The 21,180-nt window shown below is 69.1% G+C and carries 17 protein-coding genes; 5 read left to right on the forward strand and 12 right to left on the reverse strand.

From position 1 onward, the window contains the following. Nucleotides 1–109: 109 nt before the first annotated feature. Nucleotides 110–6,916 carry a polymorphic toxin-type HINT domain-containing protein gene (locus ACHBTE_RS13380; RefSeq protein ID WP_394723981.1) on the forward strand — a complete coding sequence of 2,269 codons (6,807 nt, stop codon included), beginning with the start codon at nt 110–112 and terminating at the stop codon, nt 6,914–6,916. Nucleotides 6,917–6,928: 12 nt separating this feature from the next. Further along, nucleotides 6,929–7,384: a DUF4240 domain-containing protein gene (locus tag ACHBTE_RS13385; protein WP_394723982.1), complete on the forward strand. Its 456-nt coding sequence runs from the start codon at nt 6,929–6,931 to the stop codon at nt 7,382–7,384. A 100-nt stretch (nt 7,385–7,484) separates the two neighbouring features. On the opposite strand, the gene ACHBTE_RS13390 is transcribed toward ACHBTE_RS13385, so the two are convergent. After that, nucleotides 7,485–7,679, reverse strand: a complete 195-nt coding sequence (locus ACHBTE_RS13390; RefSeq protein ID WP_394723983.1) for an integrase — start codon at nt 7,677–7,679, stop codon at nt 7,485–7,487. 52 nt (nt 7,680–7,731) lie between these two features. Here ACHBTE_RS13390 and ACHBTE_RS13395 point away from each other — a divergent pair, with 52 nt between their 5' ends. After that, nucleotides 7,732–7,920, forward strand: coding sequence for a hypothetical protein (locus tag ACHBTE_RS13395; protein ID WP_394723984.1), 189 nt, complete (start codon nt 7,732–7,734; stop codon nt 7,918–7,920). Nucleotides 7,921–7,930: 10 nt separating this feature from the next. Here ACHBTE_RS13395 and ACHBTE_RS13400 read toward each other — a convergent pair whose 3' ends face one another. The 10 genes from ACHBTE_RS13400 to ACHBTE_RS13445 form a co-directional block, all read right to left on the reverse strand. After that, nucleotides 7,931–8,161, reverse strand: coding sequence for a hypothetical protein (locus ACHBTE_RS13400; protein ID WP_394723985.1), 231 nt, complete (start codon nt 8,159–8,161; stop codon nt 7,931–7,933). Further along, nucleotides 8,161–9,225: a glycerophosphodiester phosphodiesterase family protein gene (locus tag ACHBTE_RS13405; RefSeq protein ID WP_394723986.1), complete on the reverse strand. Its 1,065-nt coding sequence runs from the start codon at nt 9,223–9,225 to the stop codon at nt 8,161–8,163. Before ACHBTE_RS13405 ends, ACHBTE_RS13400 begins: the two co-directional genes overlap by 1 nt. 32 nt (nt 9,226–9,257) lie before the next feature. Next, the gene (locus ACHBTE_RS13410; RefSeq protein ID WP_394723987.1) at nt 9,258–10,679 is read right to left on the reverse strand and encodes an FGGY family carbohydrate kinase; all 1,422 of its coding nucleotides are present in this window, start codon (nt 10,677–10,679) and stop codon (nt 9,258–9,260) included. A gap of 72 nt (nt 10,680–10,751) precedes the next feature. Further along, complete coding sequence (locus tag ACHBTE_RS13415) at nt 10,752–11,780, reverse strand: 2-hydroxyacid dehydrogenase (RefSeq protein ID WP_394723988.1); 1,029 nt, start codon at nt 11,778–11,780, stop codon at nt 10,752–10,754. Beyond that, nucleotides 11,777–12,856 (reverse strand): ABC transporter ATP-binding protein, encoded by a 1,080-nt coding sequence (locus ACHBTE_RS13420; RefSeq protein WP_394723989.1) that lies wholly within the window; start codon nt 12,854–12,856, stop codon nt 11,777–11,779. The genes ACHBTE_RS13415 and ACHBTE_RS13420 overlap by 4 nt, the downstream gene beginning before the upstream one ends. Continuing rightward, on the reverse strand, nt 12,834–13,685 hold the full coding sequence (locus ACHBTE_RS13425; protein WP_394724168.1) for a DeoR/GlpR family DNA-binding transcription regulator: 852 nt from the start codon (nt 13,683–13,685) through the stop codon (nt 12,834–12,836). Before ACHBTE_RS13425 ends, ACHBTE_RS13420 begins: the two co-directional genes overlap by 23 nt. Beyond that, the gene (locus tag ACHBTE_RS13430; RefSeq protein ID WP_394723990.1) at nt 13,685–14,773 is read right to left on the reverse strand and encodes an ABC transporter ATP-binding protein; all 1,089 of its coding nucleotides are present in this window, start codon (nt 14,771–14,773) and stop codon (nt 13,685–13,687) included. The genes ACHBTE_RS13425 and ACHBTE_RS13430 overlap by 1 nt, the downstream gene beginning before the upstream one ends. Continuing rightward, nucleotides 14,770–15,600, reverse strand: a complete 831-nt coding sequence (locus ACHBTE_RS13435) for a carbohydrate ABC transporter permease (protein WP_394723991.1) — start codon at nt 15,598–15,600, stop codon at nt 14,770–14,772. Before ACHBTE_RS13435 ends, ACHBTE_RS13430 begins: the two co-directional genes overlap by 4 nt. Continuing rightward, on the reverse strand, nt 15,597–16,478 hold the full coding sequence (locus ACHBTE_RS13440) for a carbohydrate ABC transporter permease (RefSeq protein WP_394723992.1): 882 nt from the start codon (nt 16,476–16,478) through the stop codon (nt 15,597–15,599). Before ACHBTE_RS13440 ends, ACHBTE_RS13435 begins: the two co-directional genes overlap by 4 nt. 4 nt (nt 16,479–16,482) lie before the next feature. Beyond that, nucleotides 16,483–17,904 (reverse strand): ABC transporter substrate-binding protein, encoded by a 1,422-nt coding sequence (locus tag ACHBTE_RS13445; protein ID WP_394723993.1) that lies wholly within the window; start codon nt 17,902–17,904, stop codon nt 16,483–16,485. A gap of 174 nt (nt 17,905–18,078) precedes the next feature. Here ACHBTE_RS13445 and ACHBTE_RS13450 point away from each other — a divergent pair, with 174 nt between their 5' ends. Both ACHBTE_RS13450 and ACHBTE_RS13455 read left to right on the forward strand, forming a co-directional pair. Beyond that, nucleotides 18,079–18,258 (forward strand): hypothetical protein, encoded by a 180-nt coding sequence (locus ACHBTE_RS13450; RefSeq protein WP_394723994.1) that lies wholly within the window; start codon nt 18,079–18,081, stop codon nt 18,256–18,258. A gap of 177 nt (nt 18,259–18,435) precedes the next feature. Continuing rightward, nucleotides 18,436–19,215 carry an SAM-dependent methyltransferase gene (locus ACHBTE_RS13455; protein ID WP_394723995.1) on the forward strand — a complete coding sequence of 260 codons (780 nt, stop codon included), beginning with the start codon at nt 18,436–18,438 and terminating at the stop codon, nt 19,213–19,215. 218 nt (nt 19,216–19,433) lie between these two features. On the opposite strand, the gene ACHBTE_RS13460 is transcribed toward ACHBTE_RS13455, so the two are convergent. Beyond that, the gene (locus ACHBTE_RS13460; RefSeq protein ID WP_394723996.1) at nt 19,434–20,825 is read right to left on the reverse strand and encodes an amino acid permease; all 1,392 of its coding nucleotides are present in this window, start codon (nt 20,823–20,825) and stop codon (nt 19,434–19,436) included. Between the last annotated feature and the right edge of the window lie 355 nt (nt 20,826–21,180).

Consider the following 21,180-nt stretch of genomic DNA (forward strand, 5'->3'; position numbering starts at 1 on the left):
TCGGGGGCCCGGCACACCCGTCCCATGCCGCTTCCCCCTCCAATCCATGACGTTCTCCTCCGAAAGGGGATCCGACCGCATGTTTCGTGGCCGCTCACTGAGCCGCCGCATGCCGAGACAGACGGTCGTCGCGACAGTGCTGGGGCTTTCCCTGGCGCTGTCCGCGTCGACCGTCCAGGCAGTGGCGCTCGACGAGAACGCCCGGGGCCGCACCAGCCGCCCCGGCGTCCAGGATGACGGCGATCCCGCCAAGGGGCGCGACGCCAAATCCAAGTCCCGGCCCTCGGACCCGGCCCGCAAGGCCGCGGTCAAGGGCCTCGACAGGGCAGTATGGCCCAAGCGGGGCGGCGCCGAGGTGAAGCTGGGGGCCACCGCGGAAGCGGGCGGCCTGCCGCTGAAGGTGGTCAAGCCCAAGAGTGCCAAGGCGGCCAAGGCGGCACCGAGCGAGGTGCAGGTCGACGTCCTCGATCCGGCCCGCGCCGCGAAGCTCGGTGCCGGCGTCCTCCTCGGGGTCGAGCGGTCCGACGGCGGCGACAAGGCCGCCAAGGTCCGCCTGAGCGTCGACTACTCCGACTTCGCCGAGGGCTTCGGCGGTTCGTACGCCTCCCGGCTGCGCCTGGTGCAGTTGCCCGCATGCGCCGCGTATGCCGCGCCCGGCAGCAAGGACTGCCGGCAGCAGCCCAAGGTGCTGCCCACCGTGAACGACGTCCGCGCCGGTACGGTCTCCGCGGACGTGACGGCCGCCCCGGCCGCGGCTGAGGGCGTTTCCACGATGGCGGGCACGACGGCGTCCCTGCTGGCGGTGGCGGCAGGCCCGTCCAGCGCGCAGGGCACCTACAAGGCGACGGCCCTGTCCCCGTCGGCCGGCTGGAACGTCGCCACCTCCTCCGGCGCGTTCAACTGGAACTACCCGCTGCGCTCCGTCCCGACTCCGGGCGGCCAGGTCCCCACTGTGGGCCTCGGCTACTCCTCCCAGTCCGCGGACGGCCGCACCTCGGCCACCAACAACCAGGGCTCCTGGATCGGTGAGGGCTTCTCCTACGACCCCGGCTACATCGAGCGTCGCTACAAGCCCTGCTCCGATGACGGTCACACCAACTCCGGCGAGCAGTGCTGGGCGTTCGACAACGCGACCGTCATGCTCAACGGCAGCGCCGGCGAGCTGGTCAAGGACGACACCACCGGCAAGTGGCACCTGTCCTCCGACGACGGCAGCAAGGTCGAGAAGCTGACCGGCGCCACCAACGGCGACAACGACGGCGAGTACTGGCGCATCACCACCTCGGACGGCACCGAGTACTACTTCGGCCAGAACCGCCTGCCGGGCTGGGCCACGGGCAACGAGGAGACCAACTCGGTCTTCACCGCCCCGGTTTTCGGCGACGACTCCGGTGAGCCCTGCTACAACGCCACCTTCACCAGCGCCCACTGCAAGCAGGCCTGGCGTTGGAGCCTGGACTACGTCAAGGACACGCACGGCAACGTGATGTCCTACTTCTACGGGCGCGAGACCAACTACTACGCGCTCAACGGGAAGACGGACGTCAACGGCACGGCGTACCACCGCGGCGGCTACCTCAAGCGGATCGACTACGGCCAGCGCGACGGTCAGGTGTACGCGGCGAAGGCCCCCGCCCGGATCGCCTTCAACACCGCCGAGCGCTGCCTGCCCACCGCCGACTTCGACTGCGCCGTGAGCAAGCGCACCAAGGCCAACGCCGGTCACTGGCCGGACGTCCCGGTCGACCAGGAGTGCAAGGTCGACACCAAGTGCACCTCGCCGGTCCAGACGTTCTGGACGACCAAGCGCCTCGATTCGATCGTCACGCAGATGCGCAAGGACGCCACGACCTACCAGGACGTGGACGCCTGGACCCTGACGCACCTGTTCACCGACAACGGCGACGACTCCAAGACGCTGTGGCTGTCGAAGATCGAGCACGAGGGCCGCGCCGGTACAGCGGTGAAACTGCCGTCCGTCGACCTCGTCGGTGAGCAGCTGGCCAACCGTGTCGACGCGGTCGGCGACAACATCGCGCCGTTCCACCGTTTCCGTCTGTCGATGGTCCTCGGTGAGACCGGCGCTCAGCTCGACGTCACCTACGCAGCGTCCAACTGCACCAAGGACGCACTGCCCAAGCCGGGCGAGTCGACCAAGCGCTGCTACCCGGTGAAGTGGGCCCCACCGGGCTACACCGATCCGATCACGGACTGGTTCCACAAGTACGTCGTGTCGTCGGTCATCGAGACGGACCGCACCGGCGGCAGCGACAGCATGGTCACCCGCTACCGATACGAGGGCGACGCGGCCTGGCGTAAGGCGAAGCCGGACGGCATCACCGACGCCAAGTACCTCACCTGGGGCGGCTGGCAGGGCTACGGCAAGGTCACCGTCACCAGCGGCACCGCCGACAAGCAGACCACCCGCATCGACTACAGCTACATGCGGGGCATGAACGGCGACGCGGACCCGGCGGGCGGCACCCGCTCGGTGACGGTCAAGGACTCCACGGGCGCCACTTACACGGACGACGAGGAGTTCACCGGCCACCAGCTGGAGGCCGCGACCTACGACGGCGACAAGCTGGTCTCGAAGACCATCGCGACTCCGTACCGGCACTACACCGCCACCCAGACCCGCAGCTGGGGCACCACCCGCGCGTCGATCGTGCGCACCCAGACCGGCCGCGGCTTCGAGCTGAAGTCCGACGGCACCTGGCGCGAGACAAAGTCCACGACGGCCTACGACACCGCGAAGGGCGGCCGGGTCACCCAGGTCGACGACCTGGGCGACGTCTCAACCACCAAGGACGACACCTGCACCCGCACCTGGTACGCGGACAACACCACACAGAACATCCTGTCGCTGCCCTCCCGCAGCGAGTCGCTGTCGGTGAAGTGCTCCGCCACCCCGGACTACAAGACGCAGGTCCTGGCGGACGAGCGCACGTCCTACGACGGCGGTGCGTACGGCGCGGCGCCGACCAAGGGTGACGCGACGAAGACCGAGCGCCTGACGTCGCACAACGGCACCACTGCGACGTACCAGGTCACCGGCACCACGACGTACGACAGCTACGGCCGCCCGCTGACCCAGAAGGACGCCAAGCAGAACCTGACGAAGACGGCGTACACGGAGACCAACGGCCTGCTGACCAAGACGGTCGTCCACAACGCCCTCAACCACGCCACCACCACCGACTACGCCCCCGCCTGGGGCATGTCCAAGGGGCAGACGGACCCAAACGGCAGACGGACGGACCTCGCTTACGACGCACTGGGCCGCCTGACCTCGGTGTGGCTGGCGGACCGGGCGTCGACGCAGACACCGAGCATCAAGTACTCCTACAACGCCCGTAAGGACAAGGTCACCTCGATCAAGACCGAGAAGATCGAGAACGACGGCTCATACGGCAGCGAGTACCAGCTCTACGACAGCCTGCTGCGGCCCCGGCAGATCCAGACCGAGGGCCCGGACAGCACCCGCATGGTCGCCGACACGTTCTACAACGGCACCGGCAGCATCAAGAAGACCAACTCGACATACAACGCCGCCGGCGCCCCCTCCGACGAACTGCTGCTGGTGAGCAACAGCCAGGTCGGCCAGCAGAGCCTGCTGGAGTACGACGGCCTGGGCCGCACCACGGCACAGATCTTCGCGGTCAGCGGCGCCGAGCAGTGGCGCACAACGACCACCTACGACGGCGAGCTGACCCACGTCAATCCGCCCACCGGCGGCGTGCCCACGACGACGATCACCGACGGCCAGGGCAACGTCTCGGAGCTCCGCCACTACCGGGGCGCGTCCCCGGGCGCAGGCGTGCCGTACGACGTCACGAAGTACACGTACACCACCCGCGGTTCGCTGGAGACGGTCACCGACGCCAAGGGCAACGTGTGGCGTCACGAGTACGACCAACTGGGTCGCAAAACCAAGTCGATCGACCCGGACGCGGGCACCTCGCGCACGGAGTACGACGAGCTGGACCGGCCGGTCGCCGCGTACGACGGCCGGAACAAGAAGCTCTCCACGGTCTACGACAGCCTCGGCCGCGTGGCGACGACCTGGCAGGGTGAACCCACCACTGGCACGAAGCTGTCGGAGACGAAGTACGACAAGGCGGGCTGGCTCGGCCAGGCCTATGGTCACGTGAGCTACATCTCGCCCACGGAGTTCTTCACCACCGCGGTCCAGTCGATGGACGAGTTCTACCGCCCCCTGAAGACGGCTTACCAGGTCCCGGCGTCTCAGGGCTCCCTGGCCGGCACCTACGTCTTCACCGCCGGCTACAACCGTGACGGCACCCTTCGGAGCACCGGCCTGCCCGCCATCGGCGACCTGCCGTCGGAAGCGCTGACCTACACCTACGACGCCCTCCAGCGCCCCAAGACGATGACGGGCTCCACGTCGTACGTCACGAACACCGTCTACTCGCGCACCAGCCGGCTTCAGCAGCTGGAGCTGTACTCGGGCAGCGGCAAGAAGGTCTGGCAGACCTTCAGCTACGAGACCGGCACCGACCGGCTGACCCGCTCGGTCGTCGATGTCTACGGCGCCACCGCACCGGCGAAGGACTCCACGTACTCCTACGACCTGGCGGGCAATGTCCTGTCCATCGCGGACACTGCGAACTCGGCCTCGCCGGACGTGCAGTGCTTTGCCTACGACAGCCGCCAGCGCCTCGCGGATGCCTGGACCCCGGCGGCAACGGAGACAACGGCGGGCGGCACGGGCACGCGTGGCTCCACCACCCCGGTGAACGGCACGGGACCGACCGCCTGTGACGCGGCGCCCGGATCGAACTCGCTCGGCGGCCCGGCCCCGTACTGGAAGTCGTACGAGACCGACGCCCTCGGCAACCGCACCACGGAGACGCTGCACGACACCGGCCTCGACACTGCGAAGAACATCACCCGCAGCTACGAGTACGGCACCGCCGGAGCGCAGGGCGATGGCCCGCACCAGCTCACCAAGGTCACCGAGCAGACCCCGACCGGCGACAAGCAGTCGACGTACGAGTACGACGACGCGGGCAACACCACCAAGCGCACCATCGGGGGCGACGCCCAGTCACTGGCGTGGACCGACACCGGCAAGGTCAGAGAGGTCACCGAGGCGAACGGCTCGAAGACCAGCTATCTCTACGACGCCTCCGGCAACCGCCTCGTCCGCAAGGACCCAACCGGTACCACCGTCTACCTGCCCGGCACCGAGCTGAAGCTGTCGGCCGACGGCACCAAGACGGAAGCCACCCGCTACTACGAGTTCGCCGGACAGTCGGTCGCGGTCCGCACCGCGGCCAAGCTGTCCTATGTCGCCTCGGATCACCACGGCACGGGCGAGGTGGCCATCGATGCCGCGACCGGCGCGATCAGTCAGCGCCGCTTCGACCCCTACGGCGTCGCGCGCGGGGAGAAGACCGGCACCTGGCCGGGTGAGAAGGGCTATGTCGGCGGCACCATCGACGCGTCGACCGGACTGACACACCTGGGGGCGCGCGAGTACGACCCGGTGATCGGAAAGTTCATCTCGGTCGACCCGCTCATCGACTACACCCAGCCACAGCAGATCAACGGCTACGCGTACGCGACCAACTCGCCGGTCACCAACGCCGATCCCACTGGTTTGAAGAACGCGGCCTGTGAGGACCCACGGGTCGAGTGCCACGGAGGCCAGGTTGTCGGCTATACACCGGACGCCGTCGTAGACCATCAGTCCGAGGTCAGCGCGGCTGCCGCGAATCTGGCGGGCGCGCAGGCCCAGCAGTCCTCCGCCAAGCAGCGGATCAAATCCGCCGGCAAGGCCCTGGTCAAGATCGCCCGGGACATCCTGGGCGTGGACGCAGCCCTCGACTGCATCTCCAGCGGTGACGTCGGAGCCTGCGGCGAGACCCTGCTCAACATCGCCGGCAGCTTCGCCGGCGGCCTGGCGGGCAAGATCCTCGCCAAGTACGGCGCGCCGTGGAACTGGGCCAAGGGCATCAGACTCGCCAAGCGGGTCACCGGCCTGGTCGGCGACCTGATCGGCGGAGCCCGGGACCTGTGGAAGGCCAACAAGGCCGTCGGCAAGGCGAGAGCCGGCCTCGCCCAGGCGACGGACAAACTGGCAGACGCAAGAAAGAAGGCAGCGGAGGCCCTCAAGAAGAAGAAAAAAACCGAGGAACCGCAGTGCCACAGCTTCCTGCCCGGCACCAAGGTCCTGCTCTCCGACGGCACAGCCAAGCCGATCGAGAAGATCAAGCTCGGCGACAAGGTCGTCACAACCGACCCGAAAACCCGCAAGACCACGGTCCGGGAAGTCGCGGGCACGATCGTCACCGAGGACGACAAGCACTTCTCCGACCTCACGGTGAAGACCGCCCCGGGTAAGAAGCAGGCGCTGATCGCCACCACGACCCATCCCTTCTGGGTCGTGTCTCATCAGGCGTGGATCAAGGCCGGCGACCTTAAGCCCGGCATGAAGTTGCGTACCCCGTCCGGCGATACGGCAGAGATCGCGGCCAACCGTCACTTCGACAAGCGGCAGCGCACGCACGATCTGACCGTCACGGATATCCACGCGTACTATGTGCTGGCGGGGGCCACGCCGGTTCTTGTGCATAACTGCAACAAGAATCAAGGGATTTACGAGTTTGAGGATCAGCTGAATCCCGGAAAGACGTATGTCGGCAAGACGAAGAACTTCAATAACCGCTTGCAGGATCACATCGACAGTGGGCGCCTGAAGAGCCGCGGAGATGCGACCTGTACGCACGTTTGCGGAACGAATGATGATTTGTTCGTTGCTGAACATCTCCGGATGGAGGAACTGCGCGGTCAGGGAGTCGATCTGTCGAACGACATTGCGTCGCCGGGCAAGAAAATCTTGGAGCAAAGGCAAGATGCCGAAAAATTCGAACAACTCGGACTCTGGTAGGGGCGGCTCGAAGTGACTGATTTCTGGAAGGTCATCGGCTCAAGCTCCGTCCAAGATGAGAGCGAGATCGACTCTGCCCTGGAACGGATCTCCGGGCAGCTCAGCGTGATGGCGCCCGAGGCCTTGGCTCGATTTGTTGAGCGACTTCGGGAGTCGCTCTATCGGATCGACAGGAGGGATCTGGCGGAGGTGCCAGTGGTGCTTGCCAATGGTTTGCAACTCCCGCAGACGAGCGACCACTTCCTTTATGCCCGCTGTGCGTGCATCTTGGCGGGAGAAAGGGCGTACGGCGATGTCCTGAGTTCTGGTGTCGGATTCGATCGCTTCGTTGCGCCGTTTGCTCAGGAGGCTGAGGGGTTGCTCTACCTCGCGTCGGAGCATTACGAAAGGAAGACCGCCTCCAGGATGAACGTCGAGGGCTATTTCTCGATCGAGTCCAGGTCGAATATTCAGGGATGGGTCGACTGATCCCTGCTGGGATCTGATCTGCCTGAGGACGTACTGAAGGCCCGCCGGAATGGTTCCGGCGGGCCTTCAGGGTCTTTTGACGGCAACGCTGACGGCAACGTCAACGGACGACGGCCGCGGTGGGTGGGTCGTCGGGGGCATCGTCGCCCGGGCCGAGGGCGTTGCCGAGGGCGTCGATGGCGTCTCGCTGGAGGCGGAGCCGGACGTGAGCGTAGACGCCGGCGGTGACGCCGATGTGGGCGTGGCCGAGGAGCTCCTTGATCACGGCAAGCGCATCGACCTCGAAATCGCCCAACGCGCCCCAGGTAGCAGGGGTTTCATACCGAACCCGAAGCGCTGGACGGTTCATGCTGCACCGCCGCTTGGCCCGCGACTGCGAGATCCTCCCGGCCCGCTCCGAAGCCATGGTCCACTTCGCCATCACCGACCTCATGGCCCGCCGCCTCACCGGCGAGAACACCATCTCCTGGCGCGACCCGACACCATCGGACCGACCACGCATCACGAATGAAACGACGGGAGAAGACGACCTCTAACGGCTGAGCGCTACTCGGCGGCGGCCTCCTCCTCGGCGAACCTCTCGGGGAGGCGGCCGTGACCGGCCTTGTGGAACTGGGGGTAGTACGTCAGGCAGCCCTTGGCCGTGCACCGCCACAGGTTGCCGACATAGAAGCCGGGTCCTTCCTTCTCCCGCACCGCGGCCTTCTCGGCCGGGTCGAGAAGCCGGAACGCCTGCATGGTGCCGCAGGTCGGGCAGTCCAGAGTGCGCGTCGCCATCAGCCTCTCCTCGCCATCACCGCCAGATCGGGGAAGTCGGTCACCACCGCGTCGACCCCCAGCCGGTAGTACAGCGCGTACTCCGCGAACGCGTCCCCGAAATCGTTCGGTCCGGTACCCCGCCGCAGGTGAGCCGGCAGGAACTGGTTCTCCGCCCGGAAGGTGTACGGCCCGATCCGCAGCCCCGCCGCATGCGCGTCCGCGACGAGGGACGTGGCGGCGACCGACGACTTGTCCGGCCCGATCCAGTCCGCGTACTCGGCGATCCGCGTCAGCCCCGCCGGGGCCATCATGTCCTTGTACGTCGTCGGATCACCCGCCGAGACCAGGTCGTAGGGCCCGCCCGTCGTCCCCAGCGCCTGCCACAGCGGCACCCTCAGCCGCTCCGCCGCGATCCGCTTCAGCGACGTCGGCTCGAAGGACTGCACGACGCATTCGCGCGCCCGGAGCCGGTTGCGGCGGATCACGGACGCCAGCTTCGGCTCCAGCGGCAGCCCGATCGAGCGGAAGTACGTCGGATGCTTGGTCTCCGGGAAGACGGCGATCGTACGGCCGTACTCCTTCGACAGCCGCCGCGCCAGGTCCACCACCTCCTGGAAGGTGAGCACCTCCTCGCGGCCGTCGAACACGGTGTTGCGGTTGCGGACCAGCGGCAGCCGCTCCACCGCGCGCAGCGTCTTCAGCTCCGCCAGCGTGAAGTCCTCGGTGAACCAGCCGGTGACCGACCGCCCGTCCACCGTCTTCGTCGTACGGCGGTCCGTGAACTCCGGGTGCGAGGCCACATCGGTCGTCTGCGAGATCTCGTTCTCGTGCCGGACGACCAGGACGTGGTCCTTCGTCGGGACGAGGTCCGGTTCGATCCAGTCGGCGCCGGTCTGCACGGCGTACGTGTAGGAGACCGCGGTGTGTTCGGGGCGCCAGCCGGCGGCGCCGCGGTGGCCGATGACCACCGGCCGCCGGCCGCTGGGGGCCTGCCCGGCCGCGTGCGCGGGCTGTGCGGGCAGGGCCGTGGCCGCCGGGGCGGCGGCAGCCGCGAGCAGCAGGGAACGACGTCTGAGGTGCATTTGACTTGGACTCCCTTGTGTCGTCGGGTCGTTCACGCGCGGGCCGTGTGCCGCGCCTGAGCCAGCCGGGCCAGATGGTCCTCGTAGGCGTCCGCGTAGTACGCCGCCCGGGCCGCGTCCGGCTCCACGATGGCCGTCGGCTCCGTCCAGGCCGCCGCGTCCAGGGCGACCCCGAACCGCTCCGCCGCCGCCAGCACCGCGCCCCGCGCGCCCACCTCACCCTCGACGACCCGCAGCGGACGTCCCAGCACGTCGGCGAGCAGCCGCATCCAGGCGGGGCTGCGGGTGCCGCCGCCGCACACGGCCAGGGAGCCGGTGAGCCCCGCCGCCGCCAGGCAGTGCCGGGCCGCGTAGCCGATGCCCTCGCAGGTGGCGCGGATCAGGTCGGCCTTCGTGGACTCCAGGGACACACCGGTGAGTTCGGCACGCATCCGCGGCTCGACGAACGGGGCGCGCTCGCCCGAAGGGGCGAAGTACGGCAGGACACGGACACCGTGCGCGCCGGGCGGCGTCTCGGCGAGCAGGGCGTCGACCTCCTCGTGACGGACGCCGGTCGTGGTGAGCACCCAGTCCAGGGCCGCCGTTCCGACCATCGCGGGCATGGCGCGCAGCCAGTGACCGGGACGGTCGGTGGAGATGTACAGGCCCGCCGGCTCACCCTTCAGGTCCAGGTCGGTCGTGGCGACCAGGCAGGCCAGGCAGGTGCCGACGATCAGCAGCCCGTCGCCGGGGCCGGTCACCCCGGCGCCCAGCGCGCAGGACGGCAGGTCGTACGGACCGTTCGCGAGCCGCGTCCCCGGCGGCAGCCCCTCGCGCGCCTCGGCCGTCGCGACCGGATCGCCGACAGGCGGGAGCAGGCCGCGGCGGTGCGTGAGGCCCAGCAGCTCCACGACCCGGTCGTCGTAGCGCCGGGTGCGCGGGTCGAGGAACGGCATCGACGCGTCCGAGACATCCGTCGTCGCCGGGGCCCCGGTCAGCCGGCGGAACACCATGTCCTTGCAGTACAGGGCGGTGGCCGCGGCGTCGAGGGAGGCGGGTTCATGGCGGTCGAACCAGGCCAGCAGCGGGCCCGGGCACCCCGGGAACATGGCGCTGCCGGTCCGCCGGAACACCGACTCGAACGTGCCGTCGGCCAGCCACCGGTCGAGCAGTTCGTGCGCGCGGCCGTCCATCCAGGAGGCGGCGGGGCGGACCGGGCGGCCGTCCGCGTCGACCAGCCAGACGCCGTCGCCCTGGCCGGTGAGCCCGGCCAGCTCGACCGGTTCCGGGACGCGTGCGATCACCTCGTCGAGTACGGCGAGGACCGCGCCGTACACCTCCTCCATGTCCTGCTCGACGCTCCCGCCGTGCAGGGCGAGGGCCACGGGGCGGGCCGCGACGGCCAGTTCACGGCCCGCACGGTCGAAGGCCGCCGCCTTCACGGTGGATGTGCCCACGTCGATGCCGATGTACATTCCGAGCTCCCTCGCGGCCGGTGTCGTCGGATCAGTGCGGTCGGTGGGCGCCTGCCCGGGCTGCGGTGGGGCTCAGGTCAGGGCGTGGGCGAGCGTCTCGCCCCTCGCCCAGCGGCCCACCTCCGCCGCCGCGATCGCCGCCGCCTTCTGAGCCACCGCGCGGGACGCCCCGCCCAGGTGGGGGGTGAGGACGACGCGGTCGGCCAGGGCGTGCAGGCGGGAGAGCGCGGGCAGCGGCTCCGTCGCGTAGGTGTCCAGTGCCGCCGCCGACAGGTGGCCGCGCTCCAGGGCGTCGCACAGCGCCTCCTCGTCCAGGAGCGGGCCGCGGGCAGCGTTCACCACCACCGCGCCGGCCGGCAGCAGCGCCAGCTCACGTGCGCCGATCAGGCCCCGGGTCTCGGCGGTGAGGCGGGCGTGCAGGGTGATCGCCGCGGACCGGCGCAGAAGATCCTCCAGAGAGGCGACCCGCAGGCCGTGGATCTCGCCGTGGACGTACGGGTCGTACACCATGACCCGGGCACCGAAAGCGCACAGCACGCGCGCCACCCGGCTGCCCACGGCCCCGTAGCCGACCAGCCCGACCGGCAGATCCTCCAGCTCCAGCCCGCTGTGCTCGTACGTGTAGTAGGCCGCGCCCTCCCAACTGCCCTGTCGGGCCAGGAGGTCATGGGCCTGCGGGATGCGGCGCAGTGCGGCCAGGAGGAGGCCGATGGTGAACTCGGCGGTGGCGGCGGCGTTGCGGCCGGGGGCGTAGCAGACGTGGACGTCGCGCCGTTTCGCCGCGTCCAGGTTGACGTTCACCGGTCCGCCCCGGCAGACGACCACGAGCCGCAGGCCGGGGCAGGCGTCGAGGACGCGTTCCGTCACCGGGCCCATCTGGGTGACCAGCACCTGGGCGCCCGCGAGCGCCTCGATCAGCTCGTCCTCGGCGTCGCTCGCCTCCGTCACCTCGGCCACCGGACCGAAGGGGGCCAGCGGCCAGCCGAGCTGCAACTCGACCACGTCACAAGCGAGTTGATGCGCGAGTGCTTTCCTGATGAGGGACGGCAGGATGAAGTGGTCGCCGGCCGCCACCACACGCACGCTCTTTCCGTCGGTCATCGCAGGCGGTCTCCTGTCTCGGCGTCGAAGACATGGGTGAGATGAGGGTCGGCGGTGACATGGACGAGGTCGTCGTGGGCGAGGCGCACGTCGGGGTCGGTGAGGACGACGAGGGGGCGGTCGACGCCGGCGAGCGAGAGGGTCGCGATGCCGGACTCCAGGAGGGGCTCATGGGCCACCACCCGGGCGGGCAGGCCGTCTTCGCCGCTGAGGGTGAGGTCCTCGGGGCGGATGCCGACCACGACCTCGCGCCCCGCCGGGACCGGCACCGGGAGGGCGATCCGCGCGGTGCCGGAGAGACGGGCGTGGGCGTCCGCCTCCGTGACGCCGGACAGGAGGTTGATCGCGGGCTCGCCGACGAAGTCCGCGACGAAGACGTTGGCCGGGCTGTCGTAGATCTCGTAAGGGGTGCCGAGCTGCTGGATGACGCCGTCCTTCATCACCGCGATCCGGTCGGCGAGGGAGAGGGCCTCCTCCTGGTCGTGGGTGACCAGGATGGTGGTGTGGCCGAGGTCGCGCTGGATCCGCTTGAGTTCACGGCGGGTGGTGTCGCGCTGGGCCGCGTCCAGGTGGGACAGGGGCTCGTCGAGGAGCAGGACGTCCGGTTCGCGGATGAGCGCGCGGGCCAGACAGACCCGCTGCTTCTGGCCGCTGGACAGACCGGCCGGGCGGGCGTCCAGGATGGCGGTGAGGTCGACGCGTTCGGCGATCTCCTTGACCTTGCGGCCGACGTCGCCCCGGTCGGCCCTTCGGCGGGCCCGCAGCCCGAAGGACAGGTTCTCCGCGACCGTCAGCGGCGGATAGAGGGCGTAGTTCTCGAAGGCCACGCCGATGTTGCGCCGCTGGGCCGGGCGCTCGATCACCGACGCCCCGCCGACCAGGATGTCCCCGCCGGTCACCTTCTCCAGACCGGCGATCATCCGCAGCGTCGTGGACTTTCCGCAGCCCGACGGCCCCAGCAGGCCGAGCAGTTCGCCGGAGCGCAGCGCCAGGTCGATGCCGCGCACGGCGTCCACGGCCGGACGCCCCCGCGCCGAATAGGTCTTGCGCAGATCACGTAGCTCCAGCTCGGTCATCGCTGCCCTTCGTCACGGTCGGGGCACCAGGACTGGACCTGGCACAGACTTCGTAGGTGACCTTGTGCTCGTCCAGGTCCCGCAGCGCCTGAGCCGACGCCCCGTCGTCGACGAGGAGCAGGTCGAAGCGGGACAGCGGGACCACCCGGTGCAGGGCGACCCGGGCGAGCTTGGTGTGGTCGATCAGCAGGACGTTGCGGGCCGCCGCGTCGAGCATGGCCCGCTTCACCGACACGATGTGCTGCTCCTGGTGATAGGCGTAGCCCCCGCGCACCGCCGACGTCGACGCGAAGCAGACGTCCACGCGCAGCTGCTCGATCGCCTCGACGCAGGACACGCCGAGGAAGGAGGAGTGCAGCGGATCGTAGTCGCCGCCCAGGGCCATGAGGTGGATGCCGCGCTGGTCGGCAAGGAGGTTGATCGCCTCCAGGAAGTTGGTGACGACCGTGAGCGGGGTGATCTCGCCGAGCCGCAGCCCGCGGGCTATCTCCAGGGTGGAGGTGGAGTCGTCCAGCATGATCGCCATGCCGGGCTCGATCAGCTTCAGGGCACGGTCGGCGACGGCGGCCTTCTCCGCGCGCATGGTCTTCAGCCGGTACTGGACGTTGGATTCGAAGACCCCGGACGGCTGGGCCGTCACGCCGCCCCGGAACTTCCTTACGATGCCTTGCCGTTCGAGCTCGTCGAGGTCCCGGTGGATGGTCATCAGGCTGACGCCGAAGCGTTCGGCGAGTTCCGCGGCGGACGCCGAGCCGTCGGCCAGCACCTGCTCGGCCACGGCCGCCCGGCGGGCCGCGGGGCCCTGCCGGTCGCTGCTGTTGCTGCTCATCATGTCTCGATCCGTCGTCCTGGACGCTGCGGCCCGTCGGCCTCGAACAGCAGCAGGCTCTCAGGCCGGACCGACAGCCGGACCGGGTCGTCGGGCCGCAGACCGGCCGCGTCGCCGCGCGGGGCGACCAGCGACAGGTGCTGCTCGCCGAGCCGGACGGTGACCTCGACGGAACGGCCGAGCACCTCGGTGACATAGACCGTGCCGGTGAGCCGGTGGCCGGGTCCCTCGCCGAGGGTGAGATCCCGGGGCCGGACACCGATCAGCACTTCGGTGCCGGGCGCGGCGGCCCCGGCCCCGAGGGGCAGTTCGACCGCCCCGTCCGCCGAGCGGAAACCGCCGCCTGGGGTGACGGACCCGGGCAGCAGATTGATCCGGGGGCGCCCGAAGGCCCGCGCGACCTCGGTGTCGTAGGGCCGGTACCAGATCTCCTCGCGCGTCCCCGTCTGCACGATCCGTCCCTCGCGCAGCACCCCGATCCGGTCGCCGAGCGCGAGTGCCTCCACCGAGTCGTGGGTGACGTAGAGGGTGGTCGTGCGCCGCACCGCCCCGATCGCCTTCAGCTCGGCCCGCATCTGCTGGCGCAGCTTGGCATCGAGGTGGGACAGGGGCTCGTCGAGGAGGAAGGCGCGGGCGGGGCGGACCAGGACCCGGCCGAGGGCGACGCGCTGGCGCTGACCGTTGGACAGCTGCCCGACCGGGCGGTCCAACAGGGCGGAGATGCCAAGGAGTTCGGCGATCTCGCCGATCCGCTCGCGGGCCCGCGCGGCGGGCAGGCGGTGGCGCGGGGAGCGCAGCGGCGAGGCGAGGTTGTCGTAGGCCGACTTGTGCGGGTAGAGGGCGTAGCTCTCGAAGCACATCGCCACGCCACGGTCGTACGGTTCGACGCCGCGCATGTCCCTGCCGTCGAGCCGGACCGTGCCGGCGTCGGGCTGTTCGAGTCCGGCGACCGTCTTCAGCGTGGTCGTCTTGCCCGCGCCGGACGGGCCGAGCAGGCAGAAGAACTCGCCCTCGTGGACCTCCAGTTCGAGGTCGTCCAGGGCCGTGGTCTTGCCGTACGTCTTCCTGATCCCCTGGAGCGTGATCACGACTTCACCGCCCCGAACGACAGTCCCCGCACCAGATACCGCTGGATGGTCAGCGCGAGCAGCAGCGGCGGTACGACGGAGATCAGGGCCGCCGCGGCCGTCAGGTTGTACTTGGGGCGGTCGCCGCCGAGGAAGGACAGGGCACCCACGGTCACCGTCTGGGCCTCGTTGGAGGTCAGGATGAGCGGGAAGACGAAGTTGTTCCAGGCGAAGATGAAGGCCAGCAGGGACACCGCCGCGACCCCCGGTTTCACCAGCGGCAGGGCCACCCGCACGAACGCCTGCTTGCGTGTGTAACCGTCCAGCAGCGCCGCCTGCTCCAGCTCGGGGGTCAGATCGGCGAAGTAGGAGCGCATGATCCACACGATCAGCGGCAGGGTGACGAGCTGGAGCACCCAGACCATGCCGACGTAGGTGTCGAAGAGCCCGAGCTTCTGGTACAGCACGAACAGCGGGATGATCACGGTGAGTTCGGGTGCGAACCGGAACGACAGCAGGGTGAACATCAGGTTCTCGGATCCCTTGAACCGCCAGCGCGCCGAGGCGTACGCGGCCGGCAGTCCGACCAGGAGCGACAGCACGACCGCTCCCACCGACACCACCAGGCTGTTGACGAAGAACCGCAGGAACGGGATGCCCTCGCTGTCGCCGAGGACCGTGCGGTAGCCGTCGAGGGTGGGGGAGAAGGAGAAGTAGGTGGAGAACAGCTCGTTGGTCGGCTTCAGCGACAGGATCACCATCCAGGCGATGGGGAACAGCGCGAAGACGAAGTAGAGGATGAGGGCGGCGTCGGCCAGCCACCCCAACAGACGTTTCCTGACGGTCATTTCACCTCCGCGGCCTTCCGCTGGATCTTCCCCAGGTGCTTCACCAGCACCATCGCGGCGAGATACACCACGGCCCACAGCACGATCGTGTAGCTGATCCCGAACGAGTAGCGCTGGAAGCGGATCGCCTCCAGGTAGGCCCGGATCTGGAGCACGACGGTCGAGTCGCCCGGCCCGCCCTCCGTGAGGGCGTAGATGATGTCGAACACCTTCAGCGAGTCCATGAACCGGAAGATCACCGCCACCAGGACGTACGGCCACAGCATCGGCAGCGTCAGCCGCCGGAAGGTGTACCACCAGCTCGCGCCGTCCACGGCCGCCGCCTCGAAGGGGGAGGCGGGCAGCGACCGCAGCCCGGCCAGCGCGAGGATCGCCACGAACGGGGTGTAGACCCAGACGTCCACCGCGATCGACGACAGCAGGGCGCCGGTCGGGGTGTCCGTCCACTGCACTCCGCCCAGCCCGAAGGGTCTCAGCAGATAGTTGACCACTCCCACCGACGGCTGGAGCATCAGCTTCCAGATGATCGCCGCGATCACCGGCGCGATCATCAGCGGCAGGATGAGGATCTTCTCCAGCACCCGTCCGACGATCGTCGACCGGTGCAGCAGCAGGGCGACGGCGACGCCCAGGAACGTCTCCACGACGGCCGCTCCCACCGCGTACAGCACCGTCACCCACGCCGAGTTCCAGAACGCCTCCTGCGTGAAGACCGTCTCGTAGTTCTCGAAGTGCACCATGTCCGGCTGCGGCTTGCTCGCCGAGAAGTCGAACAGGGTGTAGTAGAGCCCGAGCCCGAAGGGATACAGGATCCCGCAGGTCAGCAGCAGCGCGGGGACGATCAGAAGGTACGGACGAAGGGCGAGCCGCCATCCCATCGCGCTAGCCCACCTTGTCGGCGAGGTCGCCCGCGAGGCCGTCGAGCACCGACTTCGCGCCCTGCCCGCCGTAGATCTCCTGAAGGGCGGCGGCCCAGCTGGTGGTGGCGTCGAAGAACTGGGCCTGCGGGGTGAACTGGATCTTCGTCTGGTCGACGACCGTCTCGAAGGTCTCGATGAAGCCCGGCAGGTGCTTCATCTTGTTCCTGTAGGCGGAGTCGTCGGCGATCGACTTCCGGACCGGGTCGATGTGGTTGTGCGTGATCGCGCTCTTGCGCAGGTGCTCCTTGCCGGTCGCCCACTGGAGGAACAGCCAACTGGCGCTCTTCTTCTTGCTCTTGGCGTTCATGCCGAGCGACCAGATCCACATGTTGGTGGCGAGTGACCCGTCGGGCCCCTTCGGCCCGGGGTGGAAGGCGATCTTCCCGGAGGCTGGGCTCGCGCCCTCGACCGCCTGGAAGTAGGCGGCCGTGTCCGCGTCGAACAGCATCCCGGCCTTCTTCGCGCCGAGGTCGCTGGAGCACTGGTACCAGGTGTACGACGTCCAGGACGGCGGCCCGCCCTGCTTGACCATGCCGGCCCAGTCCTCGGTGAAGGCGACGGCCTCGGGGCTGTTCATGGCCGGTGTGAGCTTCCCGCCCTGGACTGTGAAGTCCTTGAGCCCGTTGCGGGCGTACATCGTCATGAAGCCCGGATGGATCGTGGCCCAGCTCCGGGACCCGCGCACGGCGATCCCGTACATGCCGTCGAAGCCCGCGCCCGGCGCCTTCCGCTTGATCGTCCCGGCGATCTCGCGCAGCTCGTCGAAGGTCTCGGCGGGCTTCAGGCCGAGCTTCTTGAACACGTCCGTGTTGTAGGCGACCACGTTGGTCTCCCAGCCCCACGGCAGCGCGTACTGCCCGCCCTGGCCGAGCGGCGCGCCCGCCTTCAGCGACCACTGGTCGGCCTGGAGGAGGTTCGGGAAGAAGTCGGCCTGGTCCCATTCGGCTCCGGTGGCCGAGGAGTTGCGCATCCAGGGGCCGAGGTCCTCCAGCCAGCCGGGCGGACCGTACTGCCAGACCATGTAGGCGCCCAGCATGAACACGTCGTACGAGGCGCGTCCGCTGGACAGGTCGACGGTGAGCTTGTCGAAGTAGTTGTCCTCGGGGAACACGTCGTACTCGACCTTGATGCCGGTCTTCTCGGTGAAGGACTTCAGGTCGGCTATCAGGGCGTCCGTGTACGGGTGCTTGTTGAGCAGCGCCTTGACGGTCGTGCCCTTCTCCCGTTTCCAGTCGAAGGAACCGGTGACGTCGTCGGCGGCCGAGCCGTCGCTCTTGTCGTCGTCACCGCCGAATCCGGCCCCGCAGGCCGCGAGCAGCGGGGTCGCCGCGGCGGCGGCGGTCAGGGCGAGGAAGCGGCGGCGGTCGTGCACGTGCTTGTCCATCCGTGACCTCCACGTGGGGTTCGGTCATCCGGGCGCTCGGCATTGACACGGCGAGTCGACTCGCTAACCGAGGGTGGAGCGGCGGAAGTTGGCCGTCAATCCCTCGCGCATCGGAAAATCTCAAGTCAGAGTGAGAAGTTCACGGATCGGATCGCGAAGTGCGGGAGGTTCCGGATGGCGGACGAGTGGTCCGGGGACGAGACCTGGCTCGGGATCGACCTGGGCACCCAGAGTGTGCGCGTCGCCGAGCCCTACGCCCGCCTGGTCGACGAACTCACCACCCGGAGCTGGCTCCCGCCCGCGGTCGCGGCGCACGCCCACGCACGCCTGGCCGGGGATGCCGCCGGCTCCTGACCACGACCACCGCCACCACGCCGCCGCCGGTCCCGGTCGCGGCCGGGGAGTACCGCAGGGTGTTCCGCGGTCGTGCACCGCGGCGATCGGCGAACTCCCCGTGAAATCCGACGGATCCGCCGCACTTGTATCCCTCAATGTGCCCTGCGGCCCGACCCGGCGTAGCACCATGGGCACATGACGGAGATCGACACCTCGGTACCGCACTCGGCCCGCATCTGGAACTACTGGCTGGGCGGCAAGGACAACTACCCCGTGGACGAGGCGGCGGGCGACGCCTACACCGCCGTCTTCCCCGGCATCGTCACCATCGCCCGCAGCAGCCGTGCCTTCCTCGGCCGCAGCATCCGGTACCTGGTGACGGAAGCGGGCGTACGCCAGTTCCTCGACGTCGGCACCGGTCTGCCCACGGTCGACAACACCCATGAGGTCGCCCAGCGCCACGCCCCCGAGTCGAAGATCGTCTACGTCGACAACGACCCCCTGGTCCTGGCCCACGCCCGTGCCCTGCTCACCTCGACGCCCGAGGGCGTGACGGCGTACGAGGACCTGAGCCTGTACGAGCCGGAGAAGATCCTTCAGGCGGCGTCCCGCACGCTCGACCTCTCCCGCCCCACGGCCCTGATCCTCAGCGGCATCCTCGGCCATGTCGCCGACTACGACCAGGCCCGCGACCTGGTCCGGCGGCTGCTGGCGGGCCTGCCCTCCGGCAGTTACCTCTCCCTCAACGAGGGCTCCCGCGGCACCGACCCGGACTACGAGAACGCCCAGGACGCCTACAACGAGACCGGTGCCGTGCCGTACTTCCTGCGCCCGGTCGACCGGATTGAGGCGTACTTCGAGGGGCTGGAGCTGGTGGAGCCCGGCATCGTGTCCGTCCCGCTGTGGCGCCCGGACCCGGGTGGGACCGAGCCCCGCCCGATCGGCCAGCACGGCGGCCTGGGCCGCAAGCCCTGACCCCGGCCCCGCTGCTCCGGCCAGGGGAAAGCCCCCGCGAGTCACGTCCTCGCGGGGGCTTCCCTCATTCCGCCTGCCGCCGCGAAAGGTGAGAAGACGATCACGAGGCAGGGCGCCTTGGTCGGCCCTGTTGTTGCAACAAGGTCGCAATAACAAGCTAACAGCAAAAAGCCCCCCGTGTGGATCACACGAGGGGCTTCGATGCTCGTCGCGGCGGGTCAGCCCTTGGCGCGCGCCTTCTGCCAGGCGAACCCGACGGCCGCCAGGAACAGCGTCATGCCGCCCGTCGAGTACAGCTGCACCCGCGTGTCCGGCTCCCGTGCCATCAGGACGAAGATCGCCACCATGCCCGCCAGGGCCACCCAGGTCAGCACCGGGAACGCCCACATCCGGACGACCAGCTTCTCCGGCGCCTCGCGCGCCAGACGGCTGCGCAGCCGCAGCTGTGAGACGGCGATGAAGATCCAGACGACCAGGATGACCGCGCCGATCATGTTCAGCAGCCACGGGAAGACGTCGTCCGGACGCCAGTAGCTCAGCACCACGCACGCGAAGCCGAACACCGAGGAGACGAGGACCGCGATCCGCGGGACGCCGCCCGACACCCGGCTGAGCGCCTTCGGGCCCTGGCCGCGCTCGACCAGCGAGTACGCGATGCGCGAGGAGCCGTAGATGTTGGCGTTCATGGCGCTCAGCAGGGCCACCAGGACCACGACGTTCATCAGCTGGCCGGCGCCGGGGATGCCGAGGCTTTCGAGGGCGGCGACGTACGGGCCCTTCTCGACGACCTCCTTGGAGTCCCAGGGGACCAGGGTGACCACGACCGCCATCGAGCCGATGTAGAACAGGGCGATGCGCCACATGGCCGTGCGGACCGCGCTCGCCACACCGCGCACGGGGTCCTCCGACTCGGCCGCCGCGATGGTGACCGTCTCCAGTCCGCCGTAGGCGAAGACCGAGGCGAGCAAGCCGATGATCAGGCCCTCGCTGCCGTTGGGCAGGAAACCTCCCTCGCCGGTGAGGTTCGCCGTGCCCGGCGCGTCCGTGCCCGGCAGGAGACCCGCGATCGCGAGGCCGCCCAGCACCAGGAACAGGGTGATCGCGCCGACCTTCAGCGCCGCGAACCAGAACTCGAACTCGCCGAAGTTCTTCACGGCGGCCAGGTTCGCCCCGCAGAAGACGACCATGAACAGCGCCACCCACGCCCATTCGGGAGTATGCGGCAGCCAGGTCGTGACGATCTTCGCGGCGCCGATGCCCTCCAGGCCGACGGCCGTGCACAGCAGCACCCAGAACGACCAGCCGGCGGTGAAGCCCGCCCAGGGGCCGAGGGCCCGCTCGGCGTGCGCCGAGAAGGACCCGGAGGACGGATACGCCGCCGACATCTCGCCGAGCATCCGCATCACCAGCATCACCAGGAGGCCGGAGAGGATGTACGCGATGACGATCGACGGGCCGGCGGCGGCGATACCGGCGCCGGAGCCGACGAACAGGCCCGCGCCGATGACGCCGCCGAGGGCGATCATCGACAGATGGCGCTGCTTGAGGCCGTGGGACAAGGAGGCGCCGTCCGTCTGGGCGGCGGGCGTCTCCGTGGTCGTGTGAGGCATGGGCGCGGCTCGTCCAATGCGTGAGAGGGCAAAAAACCCCCACAGTCTGGGCAGCCTCTCCGCTCAGAAGAAGAAGCTGCCCACTATGCGGACACTTACCGCACTGCCGGTGTCGAGCCGATCACGCAGCGACAGGGGTGAGGTGCGGCGCGTCTTACTCGAGGGAGTAGCCCTCCTTGCCCCACGTGACGGTGCGCTGCCCGAACGGCATCGGACAAAGCGATTGGCGAAACCCAACAGTCGGCCCCCGGTCCGGAATGTGAGCCTCATGTCCCTGCCTCAGTGATCGACATCACCTCATACTCGGTGTAACCACCATCCTTTGTCCGGAGCCCACCAAGCACGCGAACACCCC

Origin of the sequence: Streptomyces sp. M41 (genome assembly GCF_043673425.1) — a bacterium.
Lineage (GTDB): Bacteria > Actinomycetota > Actinomycetes > Streptomycetales > Streptomycetaceae > Streptomyces.